We start from the raw sequence: 22,101 nt of genomic DNA, 5'->3' as shown, positions 1-22,101 counted from the left end.
GCTACAACAAGCAAAACGCTCAATGCAACAAGCCATTTGCCAACTGGCACCTGTGCATTGAAGGTGTAGCATTGAGCGAATAACACGAAACCAACTTCCCCTGCAAAAAAGCATTCAAAGGATGAAATAATGAAAACAACATTTTCTCACTTTGCCGCAGTAGGTTTCATTGCACTTGGCACTCAGGCTGTCGCTGCACCGCTGCTACAGGAGTACAACTTCAAGCAGGACGTAAATGCAACAATATCCCAAACAAACGCCTGGTTAGAGATCAGTAAATCTGCTTTCAAGCAAAATATAGAATTCGTAAAAAGCAGATTATCGAAAGGCAGTAGCTTGTGCGCCGTGATGAAAGCAGATGCTTATGGCCACGGCATCGCATTATTGATTCCGACGATCATGGAAGCGGGCATTAATTGCATCGGCATTGCGAGTAATGAAGAAGCGCGAATTGCCAGAAAAGAGGGCTACACAGGAAAAATAATTCGCGTTCGGCAAGCCACGGAGGGAGAAATCGTCAGCGCATTGCCTTATGACATTGAAGAGCTTATCGGCAATGCACAGGTAGCCCAAGCCATCAGCACGCTGGCAGAACACAATGGCAAGCCCATCAAAATTCATCTCGTTACCAATGCGGGCGCCATGAGTAGGAATGGCTTGGAGCTTGCCACCGAGCAGGGCAAAAAAGACGTGCTGGAAATCACCTCAATGAAGGGACTGAAGGTCACCGGGATCATGACGCACTTCGCCGTCGAGGATAAGGCCTTCGTCATGGAGGCCTATGACAAGTTCATGTCGGAGCAGGACTGGATCATCAAGACAGCACACTTGAACCGTGACGAAATTACCGTTCATTGTGCCAACTCGTTCGCAACGCTTGACGTCCCGGCAACCCACTTGGACATGGTGCGCGTGGGCGGAGCACTTTACGGCGATTTGATCGGCCGCGCCGAGCTGAAACGCGTCATGTCACTTAAAAGCAAGGTTGCTGCGGTCAACACCTATCCTGCCGGAAACACAGTGGGTTATGACCGCACGCTCACACTGACTCGAGACTCCAGGCTCGCCAACATCCCAGTAGGTTACTCAGATGGCTACCGCCGAGTGTTTACCAACAAGTCTTTTGTCGTTATCAATGGCGTGAAAGTGCCCACGGTCGGAAAAATCTCGATGAACACAGTTATGGTAGATGTGACCGACATAAAAAACGTCAAGCCCGGCGATACCGTAACGCTCTATGGCAAACAAGGCGATGCCGAGATTACACAAGCTGAATTGGAAGACATCAATAACGGTGCACTGCTCGCCGATGTTTACACCATGTGGGGCACCTCAAACATTCGAATACTGGTCGACTAAAGCAAGAGGCCCATAGCATGTGATGAAAAGCCACCTCATCAGGGTGGCTTTTCATTGCGCAGTTGCACTGATCCGCCAGTTGGCCAAAAACCGCACCAGAGTTCAGTTGGCAACGGAGCTTCGGCCTGGGCAGCGGTCATGGTTTTTTCAGGACGTCTGTTCCGTCTTTCAGCTGGCGGCATTTTTATCCGATGCACGCTGCGGCGTTAGGGCATAAGCACCATCGCCACACAGCGCGATAGCAATCAGCACCGCCGTCCAGAATGCCGGGTACTCCCAGCCCCCGCCGGTACTGCTGAACAGCCAGCCATTACCCGAGTGCGCCCAGGTGGCACCCAATAAAACAGGAATGGCCGCCAAGGCCGCATAGCGAGTTTTAAAGCCCAGCACCAGCATTGCACCCGTGGTGACCTCAACTCCGAGAACCAGCCACGCCAACACACCCGGCAAGCCAATCGACTCAAAAAAACTTGAAGTACCTGACATTGTAAAAACGAAAACCTTTAAATACAGAGAGTGCGCAAGCAACGCAATACCAGCTGTCAGGCGAAGCAATAAAACACCATAGGATATACCTTTAAAATCGTCCATACAACTTCCAAAATAACACTGACAGCGCACGTTGCGCTGCCTTCCGAATATATTGTTGCGAGTAATCAGCAACCCTACAATCTGCAATTTAGCTATTACGGACTGCATATATGCACACTTGGGACTGGGACGATCTGCGCCTGATACTTGCCGTTGCCGAACACAAGTCTTTTGCCGCCGCCGGACGCGCACTTCATCTTAATCACACCACCGTGCTGAGGCGTATCAATGCCTTCGAAAAACTTCATGCATTTCGACTATTTGATCGCCTCTCGACCGGCTACACAATGACTGACGCCGGAGAAGAATTACTGCAGACAGCACAAATCATGAATATCGCCGTCAGCGAACTGTCCCGCAAACTCGAAGGCAAGGATCTGCGATTGGAGGGCATACTCCGCATTACCACCTGCGATACTTTAATGGCATCCATTTTACCGGAGGCACTTGGAGGATTCAGTGAACTCCATCCCGAGATATCACTTGAAGTCACCACCGGCAATTTCATCAGCGATCTGGCCCAACGGCATGCAGATGTAGCAATACGAACCAGTGACAGTCCTCCCGACGCATTGATCGGTAGGCGTATCGCCGATGTCGGGTTTGCCGTTTACGCTGCCAGGGGATTTTCTCAGCGTCATGGGAGCGTTGATCCAGCGCACTTCAATCGATGGCTTGCCCCGGATCTCGCACTTGGTCAAATGGATATTGCAAAATGGCTGCGTGCCAGCGTTCCTGCAACGTCCATTGTTTTCAAGGCCGACTCTTTGGTCACCCTTAGGCAAGCAGCGCTGGGGGGCTTGGGAATAGCCGCACTTCCCTGCTATTTGGGCGATTCAACCCCCGGGCTAGAGCGGGTCCCGTTCGTAGGACTCAACGCCCTCAAAACGGGACTGTGGGTCCTCACCCATCAGGACCTGAGACATACCGCTCGGGTGCAAGCCTTCACCCGCTTTTTGAATGAAGCACTTCAACGTTCCTGGCCTGGACCGACAACCACATGACCGTTGAGCAGAGTGACGTATTTCAGATGGAACGTAACCTTGCGTACCGTTCAATTGCGATTTTTTCCGGACAGTTACTTTCTTTATTCATGGGGGGCTTGCCGGGGAGGCAATCCCTGGTTTTCACCAGTGCCGCGATCATTGCGCTGGTGACTGTGCTGCTCCTGTCTCTCACTCACAAATGCTACTGGATCGGGTAAGTACTGCACCTGATCTCAACCAGCTCAAACCAGAAATTGTTCAACTAACCGAACCCAGTAACTAGCCCCCGTCCCCAGGCAGTCATCGTTGAAGTCGTACCCAGGGTTATGCACCATGCACCCCCCTTCCCCATCACCATTACCGATAAAGAGATAGCTGCCAGGACAATGCTCAAGCATCACTGCAAAATCTTCACTGGCAGCAATAGGTGCCATGTCTTGAATCACCCCCTCTTCACCCAACCAATCAACAGCGACCTGTCGGGCAAACGCAGTAAGCTGAGGATCATTGATCAAGGGTGGCAATGATTCTTCCCTATCAACCTCCACACTGACACTGGCACCGAAGCTAAGCGCTTGAGCTTGGGCAACCTGGACAATCCGCTTGAGAAGGTCGGCACGAACGTTAGGCTTCAAGGCGCGCACACATAGTTGGAGTACTGCATGCCCCGGAATGACATTGGGCGCCTCACCAGAATGAAAGGAGCCCACAGTGATCACCGCCGTCTCCAGAGGATCCGTATTGCGCGACACAATACTCTGCAGTGCCATGACAATTGCCCCTCCAGTAAGTATGGGGTCAATGGCTTTATGTGGCATTCCGCCATGCCCGCCCGTACCATCAATTCGAATTTCAACCGTATCGGTGGAGGCCATGAACGGTCCGGCCCGAAAACCCAACTTCCCTACTGGCAACCCAGGCATGTTGTGCATACCGAACAACGCATTACAGGGAAATCGCTCCAGGAGACCATCATCCAGCATTTTCTGCGCGCCCCCATCGCTTTCTTCGGCGGGCTGAAAGATGACCACCAGCGTACCGTCGAACTGCCGGCTGTTGGCTAGGTGCTGCGCGGCAGCCAGCAGCATTGCAGTATGGCCGTCATGACCACAGGCATGCATGGCGCCTGGATGCTGGCTCGCATAAGGCAATCCGGTCTGCTCCTGAATCGGCAGTGCATCCATATCTGCCCGAATACCAATGACCTTACTTCCACAACCTTGCTGAAAACGCCCTACAACACCAGTCCCCCCAAAACCACGATGCACCTCAAACCCCCACGACTCGAGCTTGGCAGCAACCAGATCTGAGGTTTTGAACTCCTTAAGGCTGAGCTCCGGATAAGCATGAAGCTGACGGCGCAACTCAATCATTTCAGCTTCAATGGCACGGATACCCGGCAGCATGGGTCGAACGGTCATGGACTTCACCTGTTTCATGTAAGGGAGGCTCGCCTGCAAAGTGCGAGGATATAAAGCTCATCAACGTTAAGTGCTGCAAACTCTGCTCAATCACTGGCAGGCAGCTGTATTGTCTAGCGAGTCGTGAAACGCATCATGACGCGCCCACCTCGAGCGAGTTTGTAGCGCACAATGGCAAATACCTGAGCCGTCGCTGGTTGATCTGGGAGGTACGTTTCGCGCCTGCTATACACGGCCAAGAATGTTTCTTGTAGCAAGTCCTCGATATCACTTGGTTGACACTGAAGTCTATTACGCAGAAATTCACGCGCATGAACACTTAGCTCCGACAAAAACGTGAGATAGGCTTTTCGTTTCCGCCCAGGCCTGCGAGGAACGATGCTTGTAGGTGAATCACCCGATTGAGAAAGGCAGCATTATGTGTAGTTCGTTCCATCGTTAACCCGGGTCACGTAAAGGTCGGATATTGTTGATCGAGTGATTGAATTTTAATGCCTCGAAGTAGTTCGATTTGCTCATAGCTTTTTGAGTTGGCCTCGTTTAAGGCAAGGAGATACATCCGAAACGCGATGCGATTCAGTTTGCTCAATGGGCCCTCAGTATCAAGAACTCGGGGTTCCCACTGAGCAGGAAAAACTATTAATAATCAACAGCGTTCGATGTATTCAACTTAAGTACGGAAGCTATCCACCAGATGTTTGAGTCGGCTGGCTTGTTGCTCAAGGTCATCACAGGCGAGCAAGGTGGCCTGGAGATTCTCCACGCCTTCTTGGTTGAGGGATTTGATCTCGGTGATGTCCATATTCAACGAGTCGATTACAGCGGTCTGCTCTTCAGTAGCAGTGGCTACAGACTGATTTATGCCATCAATTTCGCCAATACGCTGAGTAACGCTCCCTAGTCGCTCGCCAGCCTGGTTGGCGATAACCACACCTTCATGGCTATAGCGCTCGCTTTCGCTCATGGTGCAAACCGCCTCACGAGCGCCGACCTGAAGCTCCTCAATCATCGTATGAATTTCTTGTGCCGATATCTGAGTGCGGTAGGCAAGACTGCGTACTTCATCCGCCACCACAGCGAAACCGCGACCTGCCTCGCCCGCCCGCGCAGCCTCGATAGCGGCGTTGAGCGCTAGTAGGTTGGTCTGTTCGGAAATGCCCTTGATCACTTCAAGGATCCGACCAATGCTCACCGTCTTACCATTAAGCGTCTCTATGTTGCTGCAGGATGCACGAATTTTTCCTGACAACTCGTTCATGGCGTTGATCGTCTGAGCTACCACTTGCCGGCCACCCTCAGCCTGAAGGCGTGCATCTGACGCCTGAAGTGAGGCATCACCGGCATTACACGCGATTTCCTGAGCGGCTGCACCCAGCTCGTTGATCGCTGCTGCAATGCTGTTGGTGCGATTGGCCTGTTCGTCGGAATTTGCTATGGATGAGCTGGAGGCAAACATCACTCGCTTTGCCACTTCGTTGACTTGTTCGGTCGCTGATGAGACTTCGCGTATTGAATGTTGGATTCGCTCCACGAAAAGGTTGAAGTCGCTGGCCAATTCTCCAAACTCATCTTGAGAATGCACGGCCAAACGTCGGGTCAGGTCCCCCTCCCCCTGGGCTATATCGCGCATGGCTTTGCCCATTAACCTCAGAGGTTGCATCAGTACGCGGATTAGCATGCCCAGTAGAAGCAACGTGATTAGCACGGCAATCAGAGTGGCGAAAATAGCTGAAGCACGGAAATCGCCTAACGCCTGGTAGGCTTTTTTCTTGTCGATGGACAAACCGATATACCAGTTGACCGAGGGCAGCCCCTTGATCGGCGAGAACATCAGAATATAAGGAACACCCGCCTGCTCAGTCTCACTGAAATGGGTGCTGATAGCGGGTGTGTCTTGCGGATAGATATCGATAAGATTTTTCATCACCAAGTCTTTATCCGGGTGAGCAAGTATCTTGCCGTCGGCACTGACCAGGAAGGCATAACCGATGCCGCCCAGATCGAGCGAACTGACAATTTTCGCCAGGGTATCCAAAGTCAGGTCACCACCGACCACACCGAGAGGTTGGTTTCCATGGTGAACCGGAGTAGCGATGGTCATCATCAACTGGCCAGTGGATGCATCCAGGTACGGCTCAGTCAAAGTCGTACCACCAGCTGCCATCGCATCCTTGTACCAAGGCCGGGTACGCGGGTCATAATCGGCGGGCAATTCGTCTTTTGGTCGCATCGCAAAGCTGCCGTCGATACCCCCAAGATAGGTGAAGTTAAATGTTGAAAGCAGCGTCTTCTGTTCCAGCAGGCGCACCACACTGTCCGGCGTATTGTCGCTGGCAACAGTCTGAGCGACGGTGTCTATCAGCAAAACACGTCCAGACAGCCAAGCTTGGACATTGCTTGCAGCAATTTTGCTCATCCCCTCAAGGTGGCTTTCGAGGTTTGTATGTATAGCGTCACGCTGAAAATAATCGTTGTACAGTGTGAATAATGAGAATGCTGCAATGACTACGAGCGATGCGGCGAGCAGAACTTTGTGGCTGAACCTTAAGTGGACAGTCATTGGAAATTTACCCGAGATTAAAAATTTCTGTTTTTATTATTTAACTCCAACCGCAGGCCATTAAGACCTGCGCCAGTTCATCTCATGCGTAGCCCGTATCTTTTACACTACACCGCTAGTCGTGGTGTGTGGACGAATGTTTAACAACAGCCAATTCAGGGTAGGCAACCAGTTTTTCGATACACAGGTCCTCATTCTCCAACCAAACTTCCGTAAGCGCACGATAGTGCTTCATATCTGTACAGTGCATACGCAGGCTGTAGTCGAACGGACCACTGATAAGATGGCATTCCAAGACCTGAGAACAGCTATCTACACATGCTTCGAAGGCTTTTTGTGCAGTGCGCCGATTCTGGCTCGATATAGCGACCAATACCTGTAGTGACAATCCCGGTGAGACCTTTTGCACATCGATGAACGCACCATAACCGCGAATCACCCCTAGCCTCTCCAACTTGCGTACGCGTTCCTGGCAAGGGCTTGCGGTCAGGTGCACAAGTGTTGCTAGTTTCTGGTACGTGATGCGCCCGTCATGGCGTAATACGTCAATGATAGCCTCATCAATACGCCCCAATGTTCGTGAAAAATCGGGATTTTTTTCCTTCCTTTTCATTGTTAACTCTATTCACTTCAGTCCATTAGACAGAAATTGTTGAAGGCGCTCGCTGCGCGGGTTATCCAGAATCTCTGCCCCACCCTGCTCCTCGACTCGGCCTTGATGCAGAAACAGTAACTGGCTCGACACCTTGCGGGCAAAGCTCATTTCGTGGGTCACCATGATCATGGTCCGGCCTTCTTCGGCCAGGCCCTGAATCACCTTTAGTACTTCGCCCACCAGTTCAGGATCCAGCGCCGACGTCGGTTCGTCGAACAGCAGAACTTCCGGCTCCATCGCTAATGCTCGTGCAATCGCCACTCGCTGTTGCTGACCGCCAGAGAGAAATGCTGGAAACTGCTCCGCAACGCGCGCTGGCAGCCCCACCTTGTCCAGATAACGTCGGGCACGATCTTCGGCATCTTTTTTGCTGACACCCAGCACCCGGCGCGGGGCCATCGTGATGTTTTCCAGAACGGTCATGTGGCCCCACAGATTGAAGTGCTGGAAGACCATGGCTAGACGGGTGCGCAGCCTTTGCAACTCAGCGGCATCGGCCACCTGCATGCCATGATGGTTTTTGACCATGCGAATCTGCTTGCCGTCCAGGCTCATGGCTCCGTCATTGGGTGTTTCGAGAAAGTTGATGCAGCGCAGGAAGGTACTTTTGCCTGACCCACTGGCGCCGATCAAACTGATCACATCACCAGTTTTGGCTTTCAGAGATACGCCCTTGAGTACTTCGTGGTTACCGTAACTCTTGTGCAGTTCTTCAACAGTCAATTTGTACATGTGCGCAATCATCCTCTAAGGGAAAATGTGGCGTCGCTGTGCAGCTGTGACAGCCGGCGACAAAGCCCGAGGCCTAATGAGCGGCCATATGGAGTACCAAGCCCTAATGAGCCGGACCAAGGAAAGCCAACCAACGGCGCTCGGCGATGCGGAATAGTCCGACAAGCGCGAAGGTAACCACCAAGTAAATCAGCGCAGTAATACCGAACGAATGAAAGGTCAGAAAGGTCGCCGAGTTGGCGTCGCGAGCAACTTTCAGAATGTCCGGGACGGTTGCAGTGAAGGCCACGGTGGTCGAATGCAGCATCAGAATTACTTCGTTGCTGTAGTACGGCAACGAGCGACGTAGCGCCGATGGCATGATCACGTAGGCATAGAGCTTCCAACCTGTCAGGCCATAGGCCTTCGCAGCTTCGACTTCGCCATGGGCCATGTTGCGAATTGCTCCGGCGAAAATCTCCGTGGTGTAAGCGCAGGTGTTCAGCGCAAACGCAAGGATGGTGCAGTTCATCGCGTCGCGAAAAAATGCATCGAGCACCGGTTGTGCACGAACTGCAGCCAGGCTGTAGATCCCGGTGTAGCAAATCAGCAACTGGATATAGAGCGGCGTTCCCCGAAACAGGTAGGTGTAGAACTGTACGGGCCAGCGTAGGTAACACTTGGATGAAACCCGGGCAATGGATAACGGGACCGACACCAAAAATCCGATGAAGATTGAGGCACTGAGCAACCACAAAGTCATGGCTAGCCCCGTGATCTGGTGGCCGTCGCTATAGAGAAAAGGCTTCCAGTAATCCTGCAAGAGTTCGATCATCGTACAGCCTCCCGGGAACCTGCCGCATAACGCCGTTCCAACCAACGCAAGACATAGTTTGAAGTACTGGTAATCACCAAATAAATAAGCGCTGCCAAGACCAGAAAATAGAACAATTGATAGGTGCTTTTACCAGCGTCCTGGGCTGCCTTTACCAAGTCAGCAAGGCCTATGATCGACACCAGTGCAGTGGCTTTGAGGATGACCATCCAGTTATTACCAATACCCGGTAAAGCAAAACGCATCATTTGCGGGAAGACCACAAAGCGAAAGCGCTGAGTGCGACTTAAGCCATAGGCGGTGGCCGCTTCCACCTGTCCACGGGGCACGGCTAGCATCGCCCCGCGAAAAGTCTCAGTGAAATAGGCCCCGTAGATAAACCCCAGCGTGATGATCCCGGCAACAAACGGATTGATCTCTATGTATTCCCAATCCAGTGCCTGCGTGATCCCGGTCAACCAGGTTTGCAGGCTGTAAAAGATCAGTAGCATCAGCACTAGGTCCGGCACCCCGCGAATCAGGGTAGTGTAGAGCTGTGCTGGGATTCGCAGGAGTTTGACACTGGAAAGTTTGGCACTGGCCCCGATAAGACCAAGCAGCACGCTCAACAGCAGCGAGAGTATTGACAACTTGACGGTCATCCAGGCGCCCTCCAGCAACAGAGGACCGAACCCTTTCATGCTGTATATGGAGAGCCCGAGGGCCTGCAACAGTATTTCGAACATAATTCAGGAACCTATCGCGATAATAAAGCGCCCGCCCCAAGGACGGGCACCCGGGCCTTACTTGCCGCTATAGAGATTCAGATCACCGAAGTGTTTTTTCTGGATTAAGTCATAGGTACCGTCATCGTGTAACGCTTGGATGCCCTTATCCAAAAAGGCCTTGAGGTCTTTGTTACCTTTAGAGATACCAATAGCTGTTTTGGCTGGCAGTAACTCGCTGTCAACGGGCTTGCTGACTTCATAACCAGTGCCTTGGGGGGAATTCAAAAAACCCAGCTGAGCTTGCAGCATGTCCTGGATCGCCGCATCGAGGCGACCGGAAACCAGGTCGTAGTAAACCTGATCCTGGTTCTGATAGGCCTGAGTTTTGACACCAGCCTTATCCAGAACCGCTTTGGCATAGGCTTCCTGGATACTTCCTTGCAAATAGCCTACGGTCTTGCCCTTAAGGGAAGTAACCTCTTCGCTCAGACCAGAGTTTTTCTTGAACACATAAGAGGTTGCGCCGGAGAACAGCTCATTTGAGAAGTCAATGACTTTCTCGCGGGCTGGGGTCACCGTCATGGAAGAGAGAATGCCATCGAATTTGTTGGCCTTCAGGCCAGGAATCGTGCCGTCGAAATCGCTCTCGACCCACGTACATTTGACCTTCAATTTGGCACAGATTGCATTACCCAGATCGATATCAAACCCCGTAAGACTACCATCTGCGGCTTTAGATTCGAATGGTGCGTAAGAAGCATCAACGCCAAAACGCAGTTCTTTGTACTCCTTGGCCAGAGCGACATTTGCGCAAAGTGGGAAAAGTGCTAACACGAAGAGCTTTCGAAGCGAAATCATATGAGAATCCCTAGATGTTGTAGTTTGATTAAGGGCAGTGAACGATTTGACGACTTTAACGATTCTTCTTTCGGCAACTACATTTCGGATATAAACCCCCGCAATAGTTGCATTACTGCACACCCATTTAAGAGCTGTGGCAAGCGTTACGCAATCAACGGCAATAGAAATTTAGCTATACACCTCCTAAGCAATTTTATATTCACTCATAATCAAGACCTCATGTCCTGGTACTGGACACTGATAGTACGCCGATGGCTCGCTCATCCAAATATGGCAAACAGATCAATGTTATGAGCAAACCGCTCGTAACAGAGAGCAATCTGCTTGACTGAAAACCTGCTTTGCAAAGGTAAACAAAAAATCAGCGCATGAACCCCCTCAGGAAATGCTGAGGCGTCACTCCAACTCTTATCATTTATTTTCTAACCGAAACAGAAAAAATCAAGCTGAAGCCAGCTTCATCATTAGAAGACCGCTGACAATTAAGACAGCTGCGACAACTCGCATAAGGCTGGCAGGTTCCCCTAGAAAGATGATACCCACTGCAAACGCGCCAACAGCACCAATGCCAGTCCAAATTGTATAAGCAGTACCAAGCGGTAGACTTCTCATGGAAAATGATAGGAGCGCAAAACTTGCCATTAGCATGACCAAGGTAACAACAGACGGCCCAAGCTTGGTCATACCTTCAGATTGCTTCATGGAGAAAGCCCAAACAACTTCAAGTACCCCTGCAAATATTAAACATATCCAAGCCATGATAAGCCTCCATTGAAAGATCCGTCACGACCAAGACGAATACAACCTACAAGTATTGGGGCCGCGCCCCTGAAAATAAAAACAATGGATCGGGCTCTTAAAAAAGCCCCCGCTGGTACGGGGGCAAAGGAGGGTTACCGACCAGACCATATTTTGAGCAATGCCGTACATCCAACGCTAAAGGTGCCACCAATTTTTTTGCGTTCAGATCATTTGAATGTCTCGTCCAAGGCCAGGGAAATATCTTTGATCAAATCGTCCGGATCTTCGAGCCCCACCGAAAACCGAAGGTGACCGTAGGTACGGAACTCTTCAGGGTACTTGTCAAAGCCGCCTCGGCCTTCCGCACCCACATGAACGATGAGGGACTCATCGTGCCCGAGGGATACTGCAGAAGTGATGATGCGCAGATTCGAAACGAACCGATTCTGAGTATCCGGATCGCCCTTTACTGCAAAAGCCATCATCGCCCCATATCCCTTGCCTGCAAATTGCCGACGGGCTAGTTCATGCTGCGGGTGGGACGGAAGCCCCGGATAGTAGATATAGGCTATACGATCATCCGAATTGAGAAACTCAGCCAATTTTTCAGCCGTATTTAGAAGTTGTTTCAGTCGCAGAGGCAGCGTGACTGAACCGCGCATTATCATCCAGGCGTTAAATGGAGAGATGGTCGCGCCGAGGTCAACAAGAGCGTCATTCTTGATCTTGGTAATCATCTGAGTGGAACCGATAACCACCCCGCCCATGGCATCACCATGGCCATTGATATACTTCGTCAGAGAGTGGACGACCAGGTCGACCCCGTGCTGACTGGCACGGAAAAACGGAGGTGGAGTGAAAGTAGCATCGACGGAAATCAGTGCCCCGTGTGCATGGGCAATTTCAGCCAGCGCAGCGATATCTGCAACCTTAGTGGTTGGATTAGCAATCGTCTCGGTATGGATCAGTTTGGTATTAGGGCGGATCGCTTGGCGAACAGCCTCTAGGTCACCTACGTCGACAAATGTGGCTTCAATGCCATAACGCTCAGGCAAAAGCTCCGCGAAAAGACGCCATACAGCCTGATACGTAATATCACTGACAATGACGTGGTCACCGCTTTTCAAGAAAGAGAAAAACACTGAATGCAAAGCGGCTACGCCGGTAGCAAATACAACCGCAGCCTCGCAGCCTTCGAGTGCAGCAAGTTTCTTTTCAAGGCATACCTGGTTATGCCCCTGGTTCCGCGTGTACACAAGGCCGTCTGGGCTAGACCAGTCCATCGTGGCCGGATCTTCAGGCAAGAGATAAGAGTTAGCCATTACCAGCGGAGTGCGAACAGCACCAGTAGTGGTGTCGGTTACGTTACCACCATGAACTGCGAGTGTAGCCGCCGAAAGTGTGGACAGATTCTTTTTGTCAGGACGCATGTCTATTTCCTCCAAAGTTATTTTTTGTTGGGTGTCATTGATTCTGAAGGTGAGTGAAAGAAGGACGGTTGGTCTGATCTGCTCGGACCAATTCTTGATTTTCGTCAAAGACTAATTCACCACTCTCAATTGCACGAACACGGCCACGAACCATGTACCAACCAACAACAAGGGCGGTGGCATAAAACGGCAGCGAAGCAATCGAGTACGTACCTACGGGATAATCGAATGCGATAAGAACCAGAACCAAACCGAAGAACCCCAAAGTCGCGTAACCACTGTAAGGCGCAAACGGCATTCGAAACCCCGGACGCTCCAGATCACCTTGCTGGGAGTATTTGAAGAGCTTGATCTGACACAGGACGATTGTTGACCACGAACCGATCAACATAACGGCAGTGAGTGTCAGCGCGATTTCAAAGGCTTCCCCCGGAACAATGGCGTTAAGTACGACACCAATTAGTGAAGCAACGGTCGTCAGCATGATGCCAGCGAACGGAACACCTTGACGGTTCATCTTGGCCAGGAAGCTAGGGGCTGATCCGTTGATTGCCAGCGAGCGAAGCACCCGGCCAGTGGAGTAAATGCCAGCGTTCAGAGAAGACACGGCCGCGGTAATCAAGACCATGTTCATAATCGCGTCTGCACCCTTGATCCCCAGCGAGCCGAAGAAAGTCACAAACGGGCTTACCCCCGCCGAGTACGCTGTGTGGGGGAGCAGCATTGCCAACAGCAATACAGAACCAACGTAAAAAACAATAATGCGGAAAACAACTGCCCGAATGGCTTTCGGCATGACTGTAGCGACGTCTTGGGCTTCGCCAGCTGCAGTACCAACCAACTCCACACTGCCATACGCAAATATCACCCCCTGGATCATGATTACGGCGGGCAAGAGGCCTGATGGGAACCAACCGCCATTGTCAGAAATCAGTTTGAATCCGACCTCATGGCCTGGCAGCGGAGTGCCGAACAGCACCATGTAAATGCCGATCCCAAGGAAGGTCGTTAATGCAGCCACCTTGATCAGGGCAAACCAGAATTCGAGTTCACCAAAAATTTTTACCGAGACAAGGTTAATCGCAGTAACAAAACCCAATGCTCCCAGTGCCAAGGACCATTGAGGGATGTCGCCCATGAAAGGGACATAGGCTTTGAAGAAATTCAGGTAGAGCGCTGTCGCTGTGAGATCTGCAATGGCAACCATTACCCAGTCAGTCCAGTACATCCATCCCACGGCAAAAGCCCATTTCTCACCGTAGAACTCTCGAGCATAGGAGACGAACGAGCCCGAGGATGGGCGATACATCACCAGTTCGCCCATAGCCCGAATGATGAACCACGCAAAAAAGCCACAGATTGCATAGACAAACACAAGCGAGGGTCCGGCTTCGGCGAGTCGTGCGCCTGCGCCCATGAATAGACCACTTCCGATTGCCCCCCCTATGGCAATCATCTGAACCTGGCGAGGCTTGAGCACCTTTTGATAGCCCGCATCTTCTGCGCTGAAGTCTCTCTTTCGAGTTACACCAGACGATGGCACGCGTGTGGGATTAAGATCATTCACACTCATTTTGTTACCTTTTATTGTTGTATTGGGCAAGGCTCTACCGACCAGAAGAGCCTTGCCGAGGACCCGATTTAATCCTAGGGATTCACATCGATCCTTTAATCAACTTCCGCCAACACCGTTTAAGCAGATCACTTTTGGTTGCGTCATATCTTCATACGCGAAACGCACACCTTCACGCCCCATGCTGCCGTATTTTGAACCACCAAATGGCATTGCATCAAAACGATAGTCAGATGAGTCATTAATCATGACGCCGCCGGCTTCGAGTCGTTTAGCTGCTTTCATGGCGACATTCAAATTGCTGGTGAAAATACCCGCATGCAAACTGTATTCTGGTTCATTAGCCAGTGTCAGCGCCTCATCAAGCGAGGCCACGCGTTGAAGAATGACAACCGGACTAAATACTTCCTCACACCAAACTTTACAGCTTTGGCTAACATTCTCCAGGACCGTCGGAGAGTAAAGCGAGCCTTGGCGTATATTACCAAATAACAGGTTAGCCCCTTTATCCATTGCCTCGATAACTACTTCTTCAGTGCGTTTTGCAGCAGCTTCAGTAATCATTGGCCCAACATCCGTGCTTTCGTCAGCAGGATTTCCCACGACTAAAGCACTTGTCTTCACAACGAATTTCTTTTTGAACTCCTCATATATTGTCTCTTCAACAAGAATTCGTTGGGTACCGATACAATTTTGCCCGGCCGCCCAAAAAGCGCCTGATACACAGGACTCAACGGCTTCATTCAGATCACAATCGCCCATGACGATAACCGGGGCATTGCCCCCCAAATCCATCGCCAGTTTTTTAAGGCCTGCATTGCGAGAGATCTGCTCACCGGTAACAAAACCGCCCGTGAAGGAAACCATACGTACCGCTCGATGAGCGACCAGTGCCTTGCCCAGCGCAGCCCCCCCAGTTGCAATGGACACGACCGCAGGAGGGAGACCCGCAGCGTTCAGGCAAGCCACCAGCTTAATGGCAGATAACGGAGAGAGCTCAGAGGGTTTGAGTACAACAGCATTACCGCCAGCGATCGCAGGCCCCAACTTGTGAGCGACCAAGTTGAGTGGGTCGTTGTATGGGGTAATTGCAACAATTACCCCCAAAGGCTCCCGAGTAAACCATCCCTGACGGGACTCAGATCCTACATAGGAGTCAAACGGAATCACTTCGCCAGCATTACGCTTGGCCTCCTCAGCGGACAGTTTCAGCGTATTGACGCAGCGTAAAACCTCCTTTCTCGCCTGCTTGATCGTTTTTCCCGACTCGGCAACAATCAGACTGGCAAACGCCTCCTTGTCGCTCTCAACCAAAGCAGCGGTTTTTTCCAGTATGCGAGCACGTTCGTGCCTTGGAAGTTCTTTGGCAATCAGCGCACCAAGCTTCGCCGTATCAATGATCGCAGTGGCAAATGAAGCGGGTATGTCCGTCACCTCTCCAACTGCAGCGCCATCATACGGACTCAAAACTGTTATGGTTTTATAATCAACAGCGAGCGAAAGACTCAAGCTATTCATGATCACTTACCTATCTTAGTTTTGTTCTTGTGAATGCTGACGATATCCGAGAGTAAGGCGAATGCTGTTTCAAACCGACCTGCACCCGCTCCGACAACCGTTACCGGGCCCAGAACATTTGTATTAAATGTAATTGCATTCGTTGCACCACTCACACCGGCCAGTGCGTCCCCCTGAGGCAACAATTGAGGACTAACAGATGCAGTGATGGAGCCATTGCTCATTTTTTCCGCGCTGCCAATTAGTTTCCACCGGGCATTGGCTTTCGTTGCTTCGGCGATATCTTTTGACGTGATCCCCGAGATGCCTTTGCAAAGGACATCGCTCGGAGTCAACTTCGCCCCCAGAAGCTCATTCGCCAAAATGACTACTTTAAGACGAACATCATGCCCTTCCACGTCTGCAGTGGGGTCAGCTTCTGCGTAACCGAGTTCCTGAGCCTTGGCGACTGCATCAGAGAAGTCGAGACCTTCTTCCATGCTAGAAAGTACGAAATTGGACGTACCATTCAAGATGCCCTTAAACCCGCTGATTTCCGAGCCGGCCAGCGACTCTTTAGCCAGACGAATGACGGGGGTGCCGCTCATTACCGAGCCTTCAAACTCGAATTGGGCACCGGTGCTTCTGGCCAATGCTTTCAGGCTTTCAGCGTGCAACGCCACCGGCCCTTTGTTGGTGGTGACCACACTGATACCTTTTTCCAGAGCCCAGCGACAGAAAGTCGTAGCTGGCTCTCCGTCTACAGGGTTGGTGAACGTCGCCTCGGCGATAAGATCGGCCCCCGAGAAACGGATAACCGTCTCATTTGCAGGCTCAGCACTGCCCGCTGGCAATGTTCTAAACCCCCCTTTTACAGCAGGAACTGCGGCCAATTCGTGGGCATCCAACCCGTTCTTGTTGATGATGGAGCCAAAGTAAAGATCACTGACACCAACAATTTTTAGCTTAAAACCAAATTCATTAGCCCAGTGCTCGTTCTTATCTGCAATGAGCTGCGTCAACGCACGGTTTACACCACCAAAACCAAGCAAAGCAATTTTATATTCAGTCACGACATGGGCCTCATTGTTATGTTTTCGGTACTGAAATACTAAACTGCAGCAGTGCTCATACGAATATGGCAAACCGATCATTGTTGCGAGCAAAATGCTCGCAGGAGAGAGCGTTTTGATTTCCTAGCAACCTACTTCGTGCAAGACAATACAAAAGACGTAACCGTATTCAGAACTCCTGGCAACGTGGATATGTCGCTCCAGACCCGATGAATACAATCCGAACTTGCCGCTTCAACTGTCACTACGATATCCAGGTCACCACTCATTACATTGCAGGACACGACCTCAGGCATTGAGACAATTGAACGCACTACTTCAGCACCACGCATTCGGTCTTTTCGATACACAAAAATAAGGGCATTAATTGGCGCAACCTCGGAAGGTGGCCCACCTTTGATTATGGTATAACCCCTGATATATCCGTCCCGCTCCAACCGTTCAATCCTGAGCCTGACAGCATTCCTAGACAAATTAACTTTCATGGCAATGTCGTTATGCGCAAGTCGAGCATTACGAGTAAGCTCTTCCAGTATTTTTTCATCCGTCTTATCTAAAACGCGCTTCATCTCTAACTCCAGGATTATAGCGAGCGAGACTTCGTGTCTTGGGATATCGTCTTGATGAGTTCCGTAAGGATGCCAACATCATTGGAAATTGAAATGCATTCGTCATTAGAGAAGGGGTGAGCACTCACCACACTCATTGGAGATTGAACATCGGCTTCAGCCAGAACTGAGGCAGAGCTTGAAGGATGCGTCGTGGCCAAGCAGATCATTGGTGTCAGTAAGCTACGCCTGTTAATTCGCGCAGCTCGTAATCCAATCGCGGTATTAGGACTGATCAAGTAACCACTTTTAACAAAGACTTCATGAATACAGGAAAATGCCTCTGCATCCTCTACCGCCAAAGAATCAAATAGCTTTCGCGCCTCTAACCACTCATCCTGTTCCAGTTGAATTTGGCCATCCGTCTCTAGTAGCTCCATATTTCTAGCCACTTTATCACTGCACCTATTGAGAATGCTCCATTGCAGCCGCTCGAAATTAGAGGCTAACGACACATTCATGCAAGGCGTGTTGGTAATACGAATCTCATTACGCCTATAGAGGTTAGACTGAAGAAAGTCATGCAAACCCGCATTGGTATTCGTTGCTACAATTAGCTGCCTGATGGGCAACCCCATTTCCCTTGCAATATAGCCTGCATAGAGAGCACCAAAATTTCCGGTAGGCACACTGAACGCCACCTCTCTTTTAGGCGCACCTAATTGAAGCGACGAGTAGAAGTAGAAGGACAGATGCGCCAGCACCCTCACCCAACTCACCGAATTGAAAGATATTAATTGTTGACCTGTTTCGTTAATGCCTCTGTGAAATTTTTCGCACAGCTGATGACAATCGGCGTAATCACCCTCAACCAAGATATTTACAACATTTTCTTCGGCAGCGCCTAATAAGCGACGCCGATGTTCATCTGTTATTCCTCTGGAAGGATGCAGAACAATCACAGTCACACCTTCCATGCCATTGAAGGCTTTGATGGCCGCGACACCGGTGTCTCCACCAGTGCAGCCAACGACAAGCGCTTTCTTTCCGGACTTTAGTAAAGAGTATTCAACCAGACGAGACATCAATTGGAGACCGAAGTCTTGATAGACCCCTGCCGGACCATGGAATAGTTCTAATACCCACTCATTGGTAGCCGTCTGATAGAGCGGCGCAACGGCGTTACTTTTAAAACGGTCAAATGTCTCCTCAAGAATTCGAGACAGTTCATTTTGAGGGATATAGTCACCTAGGAACGGCTCGATCACATGACGTGCCAGTTCGTGAAATGGTAGCCATTCAAGCTTCAGGAGATCATCGCTTTTGAAGCGAGGAACCTTGCTAGGAACGAAAAGCCCACCATCCGGTGCGTACGCCCCCATGAGGACCTCGCTGAACTCGAATTCTTTACCAGGCGTCCGTGTGCTGACGTACTTCATGATTTGAGACACCCTCTCGCCTTTTCTGAGCCTTCCACCCGTAAGGCGGCGCCCTGCTGAAATTCAGTGCTGCAGTGAGCCTTTCCTGTGAAATGTGAGGCCTTCTTCTGAAGCGTTGAGCGAGATCATCGTCATCTGCAAACGCAGATGGTGAGGGGTCGCACATCACCCGCGCCAGGCCAATCACCCATCACTCAGCTACCACACGGCCACTTTCGTCGCTTGCCGTTCAAGCTACCAACTATTGACTAAAAAAGTCAATATAGTGACTATCCCATCTATCCGACCGTGCACGGCTATCCCCCCTGCGGGAAGGAGCCCTATCCGCATTCCCATCAGAAGGTCCAGGGCAGCCAGAAAATTAGAAATCCAGGAGAACGCCATGAGTGCCACGAACCTTCTTCATTCGCTTTACAAATACAAGGCATGGTCTGAGGAGGAACTGTTCAAGTGCTTGAAAGCCCCCGCGGCAAAAAAATTTCCAACCGAAATGGAGGAAGCACTCTACTGGCTAGCCCATATCAATATTGTTGACCAACTGTTCATTGCCAGACTGCAGGGAAAACCGGATGAATTTGACTCCATCCTGACCGAACAGAAACAAGACCTAGGTCGACTGGAAGAGTGCTTTTCTTCAGCGAATCAATGGTTTGTGAACTACACCCAGTCGATCACTGCAATCGAACTGTCTGATCCGGTTGCGTTTATTTTCAAGGATGGAAAACCAGGCAACATGACGAAAGAGCAGGTTCTTGCACACGTGCTATCACACGGATTGCAGCATCGAGGAAGTGTGGCGACTATCTTGCCTCGTGAGCTCCTGCTGGATCACAAGGACCATTTCACAACGTTTTTGAAGCTCTAGGCACTGATGGGCCGGCCCATGTATGGCGATGATACGTAATAGGAAATCTTTCGATGTTCTGCATACCCGATCAAGCACCAGTTGCCCCCAATATGACGAGCGCTGGATGCATAAAAGGAACCTGAGACAATTCCGCTCAAATGTCGAACGAGGCTTCGGTGTGATTCAAACTGAGTAAGCCGGCCTGCCGGCCCGAAGCAGCGATCTCAAAAAAATGCCTCAGCAAGCCACCTTCTGCTGAGGCGTCCTCACTGCAAAGAAAATTCATAAGTGCCTACGATTTTTATGAGGAGCGTGTCACGAATAGAAATGCTCCTTTATTTCAGTAGGCGCCTTTTTGTAAGTGGGAAGGAAGATGCTAAATGTCTTTATTATCAGCGCACTCAAGCATGGCTAATCCAATTCCTCGCTCATTACGCGAGACCAAAGCATCGCCAGCACCTCGGATATCACGGGCTTCCTCATCCTGACCGAGCTTGAATTTCCCCACCAGCCTCGTGATTTCGATCTCGACCCCTACAATTTTTTTCAGCATGGCATCTATGTACTCCTTGGGACTATCGGTCATTTTCCAAGGTGTGGGCTGAGTTGCTTCATGAGACTTGGTCAGCTTTGCTACGACACGACGCACGTACTGTGCATCATCGTGAAACGTCACACGACCAAATGCGTGCACGACCCGGTAGTTCCAAGTGGGGACTTGCTGATGGAAATCCTGTTTGCTCGGATACCATTGCGGCGATATATACGCATCTTGAGCTCGAAATATCACCAACACCTCACTGCCCTGGGCGACTTCATGCCATAGGGGGTTATTCCGCGCCACATGCGCCTGCAGCACCCCAAGCGCTCCGCTGCGGAGTACAAGTTCAAAAGGTAGGTGATTGGCGTCAATCCCATCACCCGAACAAGTGACAAGTGACCCAAGCGGATTTCGCATAATGACTTCTTGCAAAACGCCAACACGAGACTCTTCAAACTGAGGGGGGATGTACATTTACTTTGCTCCTATAACTGATCTGCTCGCTCAACATTAGGGCCACTGCGCCGGTCAAAGCCGACTAAACATCGGCCCTACCGCGCCTGCTGAGCTGTATCATTGTAAAGATGCAGCTTGGCGTTTCGGATGCATTCGCAGCACTTACTGCTCAGCTCAGTTCGAGCTCGTCGATCACCGCAGCAATTTGCTGACGCCCTGCTCCACTGATGGTTCTGAGTGGCAATGGCAAGCTCGGAGAGTGGGTGAATCCACGAAGCTCGGCCGCCGTTGCAACAACGCGCAAGCTTCCCCCAAATTGTGTAAAGAGGGCCCATAGAGGCTTCAAAGATTCGGAAAGGCGAGTCGCTTCTTTGGCGTTACCCGACAACGCAGCACGCGTGATTGCCAGGGCTGTTTTCGGGAACAAGCCCCCAATGACGGAGTACCAGACCTGACAGCCTGCGTTCAATCCAGTAGCAGCAAATACATCCCCGCTTACCCCGATCGTTACGTGCTCCGGAATCAGTGCCCGAAGGCGATCGACTCGTGCCTTGGCCTGATCTGGTGCTTCAGGAACGCCAGGGATCTTGATCGAGTGCACATTCGGCAGGTGGGCAATGCGCCCGTGAAGCTCATCAGTAAATTCGAAATGGGTGGTGCCGGGGTTGTCATAGACGCATAGCGGGACGGAGATATTGGCGGTGACCGTTTCGTACAGGGAAAAAACATCTTCAGCTGTTAGCTTCTGATAGGAAACGGGTGGCAGCAACAATGCCTTGACTCCCACCTTCTGCGCATCCTCTGCCAGCAACAGCACATCACGCGTCCGCAGCGACCCAATACTTACCATGACGGGAACATTCCCGGCTGCCTCTACTGCCAACTGCGTAACTCGTGAGCGTTCAATCCGAGAAAGGTACGCATAGCTTCCTGTAGATCCGAGCGCACCGATAGAATCCACTTTTGCAGCCACCAGTTGCTCCACAAGGCGAGCAAATGCTCCTTCATCCACACCCTGCTCATTCATTGGCGTCAAAGGAAATGCACTAAGACCGGTAAACATAGTTCAGGACTCCATTGTGCGATTCTGCAATTAGATCACCACAGGACGGACGGACTCCGAAGCATACATCGCTCAATAATCGACACCATGCGCCATGGAGATTTCTTCGATTCAGCTGCAGGCTTTTTCAAGGTGATGTGGGGGGGCATGAATGCCACCGATAAAAAGGCTGCGTGCGAGGCGAAATTGGACATAACCCCGTATGCA

The 22,101-nt window shown here is 51.0% G+C and carries 21 protein-coding genes; 3 read left to right on the top strand and 18 right to left on the bottom strand.

The features are described 5' to 3' along the window. Positions 1-129: 129 nt before the first annotated feature. Entirely contained in the window at positions 130-1,359 is a 1,230-nt protein-coding gene (gene alr, locus KW840_RS22190; RefSeq protein WP_218497850.1) for an alanine racemase, read from the top strand. A gap of 168 nt (positions 1,360-1,527) precedes the next feature. On the opposite strand, the gene KW840_RS22185 is transcribed toward alr, so the two are convergent. Continuing rightward, entirely contained in the window at positions 1,528-1,950 is a 423-nt protein-coding gene (locus KW840_RS22185; protein ID WP_024777155.1) for a DoxX family protein, read from the bottom strand. A 110-nt stretch (positions 1,951-2,060) separates the two neighbouring features. On the opposite strand from KW840_RS22185, the gene KW840_RS22180 reads away from it, so the two are divergent. Beyond that, complete coding sequence (locus KW840_RS22180) at positions 2,061-2,954, top strand: LysR family transcriptional regulator (RefSeq protein WP_218497849.1); 894 nt, start codon at positions 2,061-2,063, stop codon at positions 2,952-2,954. Between the two features lie 224 nt (positions 2,955-3,178). Here the strand turns inward: KW840_RS22180 and KW840_RS22175 are convergent, their stop codons facing one another. From KW840_RS22175 to KW840_RS22105, 15 genes are all read right to left on the bottom strand, one after another. Then, complete coding sequence (locus KW840_RS22175) at positions 3,179-4,357, bottom strand: M20 aminoacylase family protein (protein WP_218497848.1); 1,179 nt, start codon at positions 4,355-4,357, stop codon at positions 3,179-3,181. 113 nt (positions 4,358-4,470) lie between these two features. After that, complete coding sequence (locus KW840_RS29050) at positions 4,471-4,614, bottom strand: hypothetical protein (protein WP_371318483.1); 144 nt, start codon at positions 4,612-4,614, stop codon at positions 4,471-4,473. A 413-nt stretch (positions 4,615-5,027) separates the two neighbouring features. Next, entirely contained in the window at positions 5,028-6,917 is a 1,890-nt protein-coding gene (locus KW840_RS22165) for a methyl-accepting chemotaxis protein (protein ID WP_218497846.1), read from the bottom strand. Positions 6,918-7,032: 115 nt separating this feature from the next. Beyond that, on the bottom strand, positions 7,033-7,530 hold the full coding sequence (locus KW840_RS22160) for an Lrp/AsnC family transcriptional regulator (protein ID WP_218497845.1): 498 nt from the start codon (positions 7,528-7,530) through the stop codon (positions 7,033-7,035). Positions 7,531-7,542: 12 nt separating this feature from the next. Beyond that, the gene (locus tag KW840_RS22155) at positions 7,543-8,304 is read right to left on the bottom strand and encodes an ABC transporter ATP-binding protein (RefSeq protein WP_024777150.1); all 762 of its coding nucleotides are present in this window, start codon (positions 8,302-8,304) and stop codon (positions 7,543-7,545) included. A 103-nt stretch (positions 8,305-8,407) separates the two neighbouring features. After that, entirely contained in the window at positions 8,408-9,118 is a 711-nt protein-coding gene (locus tag KW840_RS22150; protein WP_218497844.1) for an ABC transporter permease, read from the bottom strand. Beyond that, entirely contained in the window at positions 9,115-9,843 is a 729-nt protein-coding gene (locus KW840_RS22145; protein ID WP_218497843.1) for an ABC transporter permease, read from the bottom strand. Before KW840_RS22145 ends, KW840_RS22150 begins: the two co-directional genes overlap by 4 nt. 57 nt (positions 9,844-9,900) lie before the next feature. Then, complete coding sequence (locus KW840_RS22140; protein WP_218497842.1) at positions 9,901-10,683, bottom strand: transporter substrate-binding domain-containing protein; 783 nt, start codon at positions 10,681-10,683, stop codon at positions 9,901-9,903. A 444-nt stretch (positions 10,684-11,127) separates the two neighbouring features. Next, complete coding sequence (locus tag KW840_RS22135; RefSeq protein ID WP_218497841.1) at positions 11,128-11,445, bottom strand: multidrug efflux SMR transporter; 318 nt, start codon at positions 11,443-11,445, stop codon at positions 11,128-11,130. Positions 11,446-11,654: 209 nt separating this feature from the next. Then, a complete protein-coding gene (locus tag KW840_RS22130; protein ID WP_024777145.1) occupies positions 11,655-12,857 on the bottom strand; it encodes a PLP-dependent aspartate aminotransferase family protein in 1,203 nt (400 codons plus the stop codon). Between the two features lie 34 nt (positions 12,858-12,891). Continuing rightward, positions 12,892-14,430 carry an amino acid permease gene (locus tag KW840_RS22125; protein WP_218497840.1) on the bottom strand — a complete coding sequence of 513 codons (1,539 nt, stop codon included), beginning with the start codon at positions 14,428-14,430 and terminating at the stop codon, positions 12,892-12,894. Between the two features lie 99 nt (positions 14,431-14,529). Further along, positions 14,530-15,948 (bottom strand): aldehyde dehydrogenase family protein, encoded by a 1,419-nt coding sequence (locus KW840_RS22120; protein ID WP_218497839.1) that lies wholly within the window; start codon positions 15,946-15,948, stop codon positions 14,530-14,532. A 2-nt stretch (positions 15,949-15,950) separates the two neighbouring features. Continuing rightward, positions 15,951-17,000: a homoserine dehydrogenase gene (locus KW840_RS22115; protein WP_123722605.1), complete on the bottom strand. Its 1,050-nt coding sequence runs from the start codon at positions 16,998-17,000 to the stop codon at positions 15,951-15,953. A 131-nt stretch (positions 17,001-17,131) separates the two neighbouring features. Further along, positions 17,132-17,569, bottom strand: coding sequence for an Lrp/AsnC family transcriptional regulator (locus tag KW840_RS22110; RefSeq protein ID WP_218497838.1), 438 nt, complete (start codon positions 17,567-17,569; stop codon positions 17,132-17,134). Between the two features lie 14 nt (positions 17,570-17,583). Beyond that, positions 17,584-18,987 (bottom strand): pyridoxal-phosphate dependent enzyme, encoded by a 1,404-nt coding sequence (locus tag KW840_RS22105; protein ID WP_218497837.1) that lies wholly within the window; start codon positions 18,985-18,987, stop codon positions 17,584-17,586. A 382-nt stretch (positions 18,988-19,369) separates the two neighbouring features. Here KW840_RS22105 and KW840_RS22100 point away from each other — a divergent pair, with 382 nt between their 5' ends. After that, positions 19,370-19,852, top strand: coding sequence for a DinB family protein (locus tag KW840_RS22100; protein WP_024777140.1), 483 nt, complete (start codon positions 19,370-19,372; stop codon positions 19,850-19,852). Positions 19,853-20,210: 358 nt separating this feature from the next. Here KW840_RS22100 and KW840_RS22095 read toward each other — a convergent pair whose 3' ends face one another. Further along, positions 20,211-20,849, bottom strand: a complete 639-nt coding sequence (locus KW840_RS22095; protein WP_090454472.1) for an FMN-binding negative transcriptional regulator — start codon at positions 20,847-20,849, stop codon at positions 20,211-20,213. Between the two features lie 151 nt (positions 20,850-21,000). Then, a complete protein-coding gene (locus KW840_RS22090) occupies positions 21,001-21,894 on the bottom strand; it encodes a dihydrodipicolinate synthase family protein (protein ID WP_095153003.1) in 894 nt (297 codons plus the stop codon). Between the last annotated feature and the right edge of the window lie 207 nt (positions 21,895-22,101).

Source organism: Pseudomonas sp. PDM30, assembly GCF_019218985.1.
Lineage (GTDB): Bacteria > Pseudomonadota > Gammaproteobacteria > Pseudomonadales > Pseudomonadaceae > Aquipseudomonas > Aquipseudomonas jessenii.
Note: the sequence above shows the minus strand (reverse complement) of the source record. Positions and strands in the feature narration are given on the sequence as shown.

Coding starts and splice junctions, on each gene's coding strand:
- alr (WP_218497850.1), top strand. CDS start 130: ATGAAAACAACATTTTCTCACTTTGCCGCAGTAGGTTTCATTGCACTT.
- KW840_RS22185 (WP_024777155.1), bottom strand. CDS start 1,950: ATGGACGATTTTAAAGGTATATCCTATGGTGTTTTATTGCTTCGCCTG.
- KW840_RS22180 (WP_218497849.1), top strand. CDS start 2,061: ATGCACACTTGGGACTGGGACGATCTGCGCCTGATACTTGCCGTTGCC.
- KW840_RS22175 (WP_218497848.1), bottom strand. CDS start 4,357: ATGACCGTTCGACCCATGCTGCCGGGTATCCGTGCCATTGAAGCTGAA.
- KW840_RS22165 (WP_218497846.1), bottom strand. CDS start 6,917: ATGACTGTCCACTTAAGGTTCAGCCACAAAGTTCTGCTCGCCGCATCG.
- KW840_RS22160 (WP_218497845.1), bottom strand. CDS start 7,530: ATGAAAAGGAAGGAAAAAAATCCCGATTTTTCACGAACATTGGGGCGT.
- KW840_RS22155 (WP_024777150.1), bottom strand. CDS start 8,304: ATGTACAAATTGACTGTTGAAGAACTGCACAAGAGTTACGGTAACCAC.
- KW840_RS22150 (WP_218497844.1), bottom strand. CDS start 9,118: ATGATCGAACTCTTGCAGGATTACTGGAAGCCTTTTCTCTATAGCGAC.
- KW840_RS22145 (WP_218497843.1), bottom strand. CDS start 9,843: ATGTTCGAAATACTGTTGCAGGCCCTCGGGCTCTCCATATACAGCATG.
- KW840_RS22140 (WP_218497842.1), bottom strand. CDS start 10,683: ATGATTTCGCTTCGAAAGCTCTTCGTGTTAGCACTTTTCCCACTTTGC.
- KW840_RS22135 (WP_218497841.1), bottom strand. CDS start 11,445: ATGGCTTGGATATGTTTAATATTTGCAGGGGTACTTGAAGTTGTTTGG.
- KW840_RS22130 (WP_024777145.1), bottom strand. CDS start 12,857: ATGCGTCCTGACAAAAAGAATCTGTCCACACTTTCGGCGGCTACACTC.
- KW840_RS22125 (WP_218497840.1), bottom strand. CDS start 14,430: ATGAGTGTGAATGATCTTAATCCCACACGCGTGCCATCGTCTGGTGTA.
- KW840_RS22120 (WP_218497839.1), bottom strand. CDS start 15,948: ATGAATAGCTTGAGTCTTTCGCTCGCTGTTGATTATAAAACCATAACA.
- KW840_RS22110 (WP_218497838.1), bottom strand. CDS start 17,569: ATGAAGCGCGTTTTAGATAAGACGGATGAAAAAATACTGGAAGAGCTT.
- KW840_RS22105 (WP_218497837.1), bottom strand. CDS start 18,987: ATGAAGTACGTCAGCACACGGACGCCTGGTAAAGAATTCGAGTTCAGC.
- KW840_RS22100 (WP_024777140.1), top strand. CDS start 19,370: ATGAGTGCCACGAACCTTCTTCATTCGCTTTACAAATACAAGGCATGG.
- KW840_RS22095 (WP_090454472.1), bottom strand. CDS start 20,849: ATGTACATCCCCCCTCAGTTTGAAGAGTCTCGTGTTGGCGTTTTGCAA.
- KW840_RS22090 (WP_095153003.1), bottom strand. CDS start 21,894: ATGTTTACCGGTCTTAGTGCATTTCCTTTGACGCCAATGAATGAGCAG.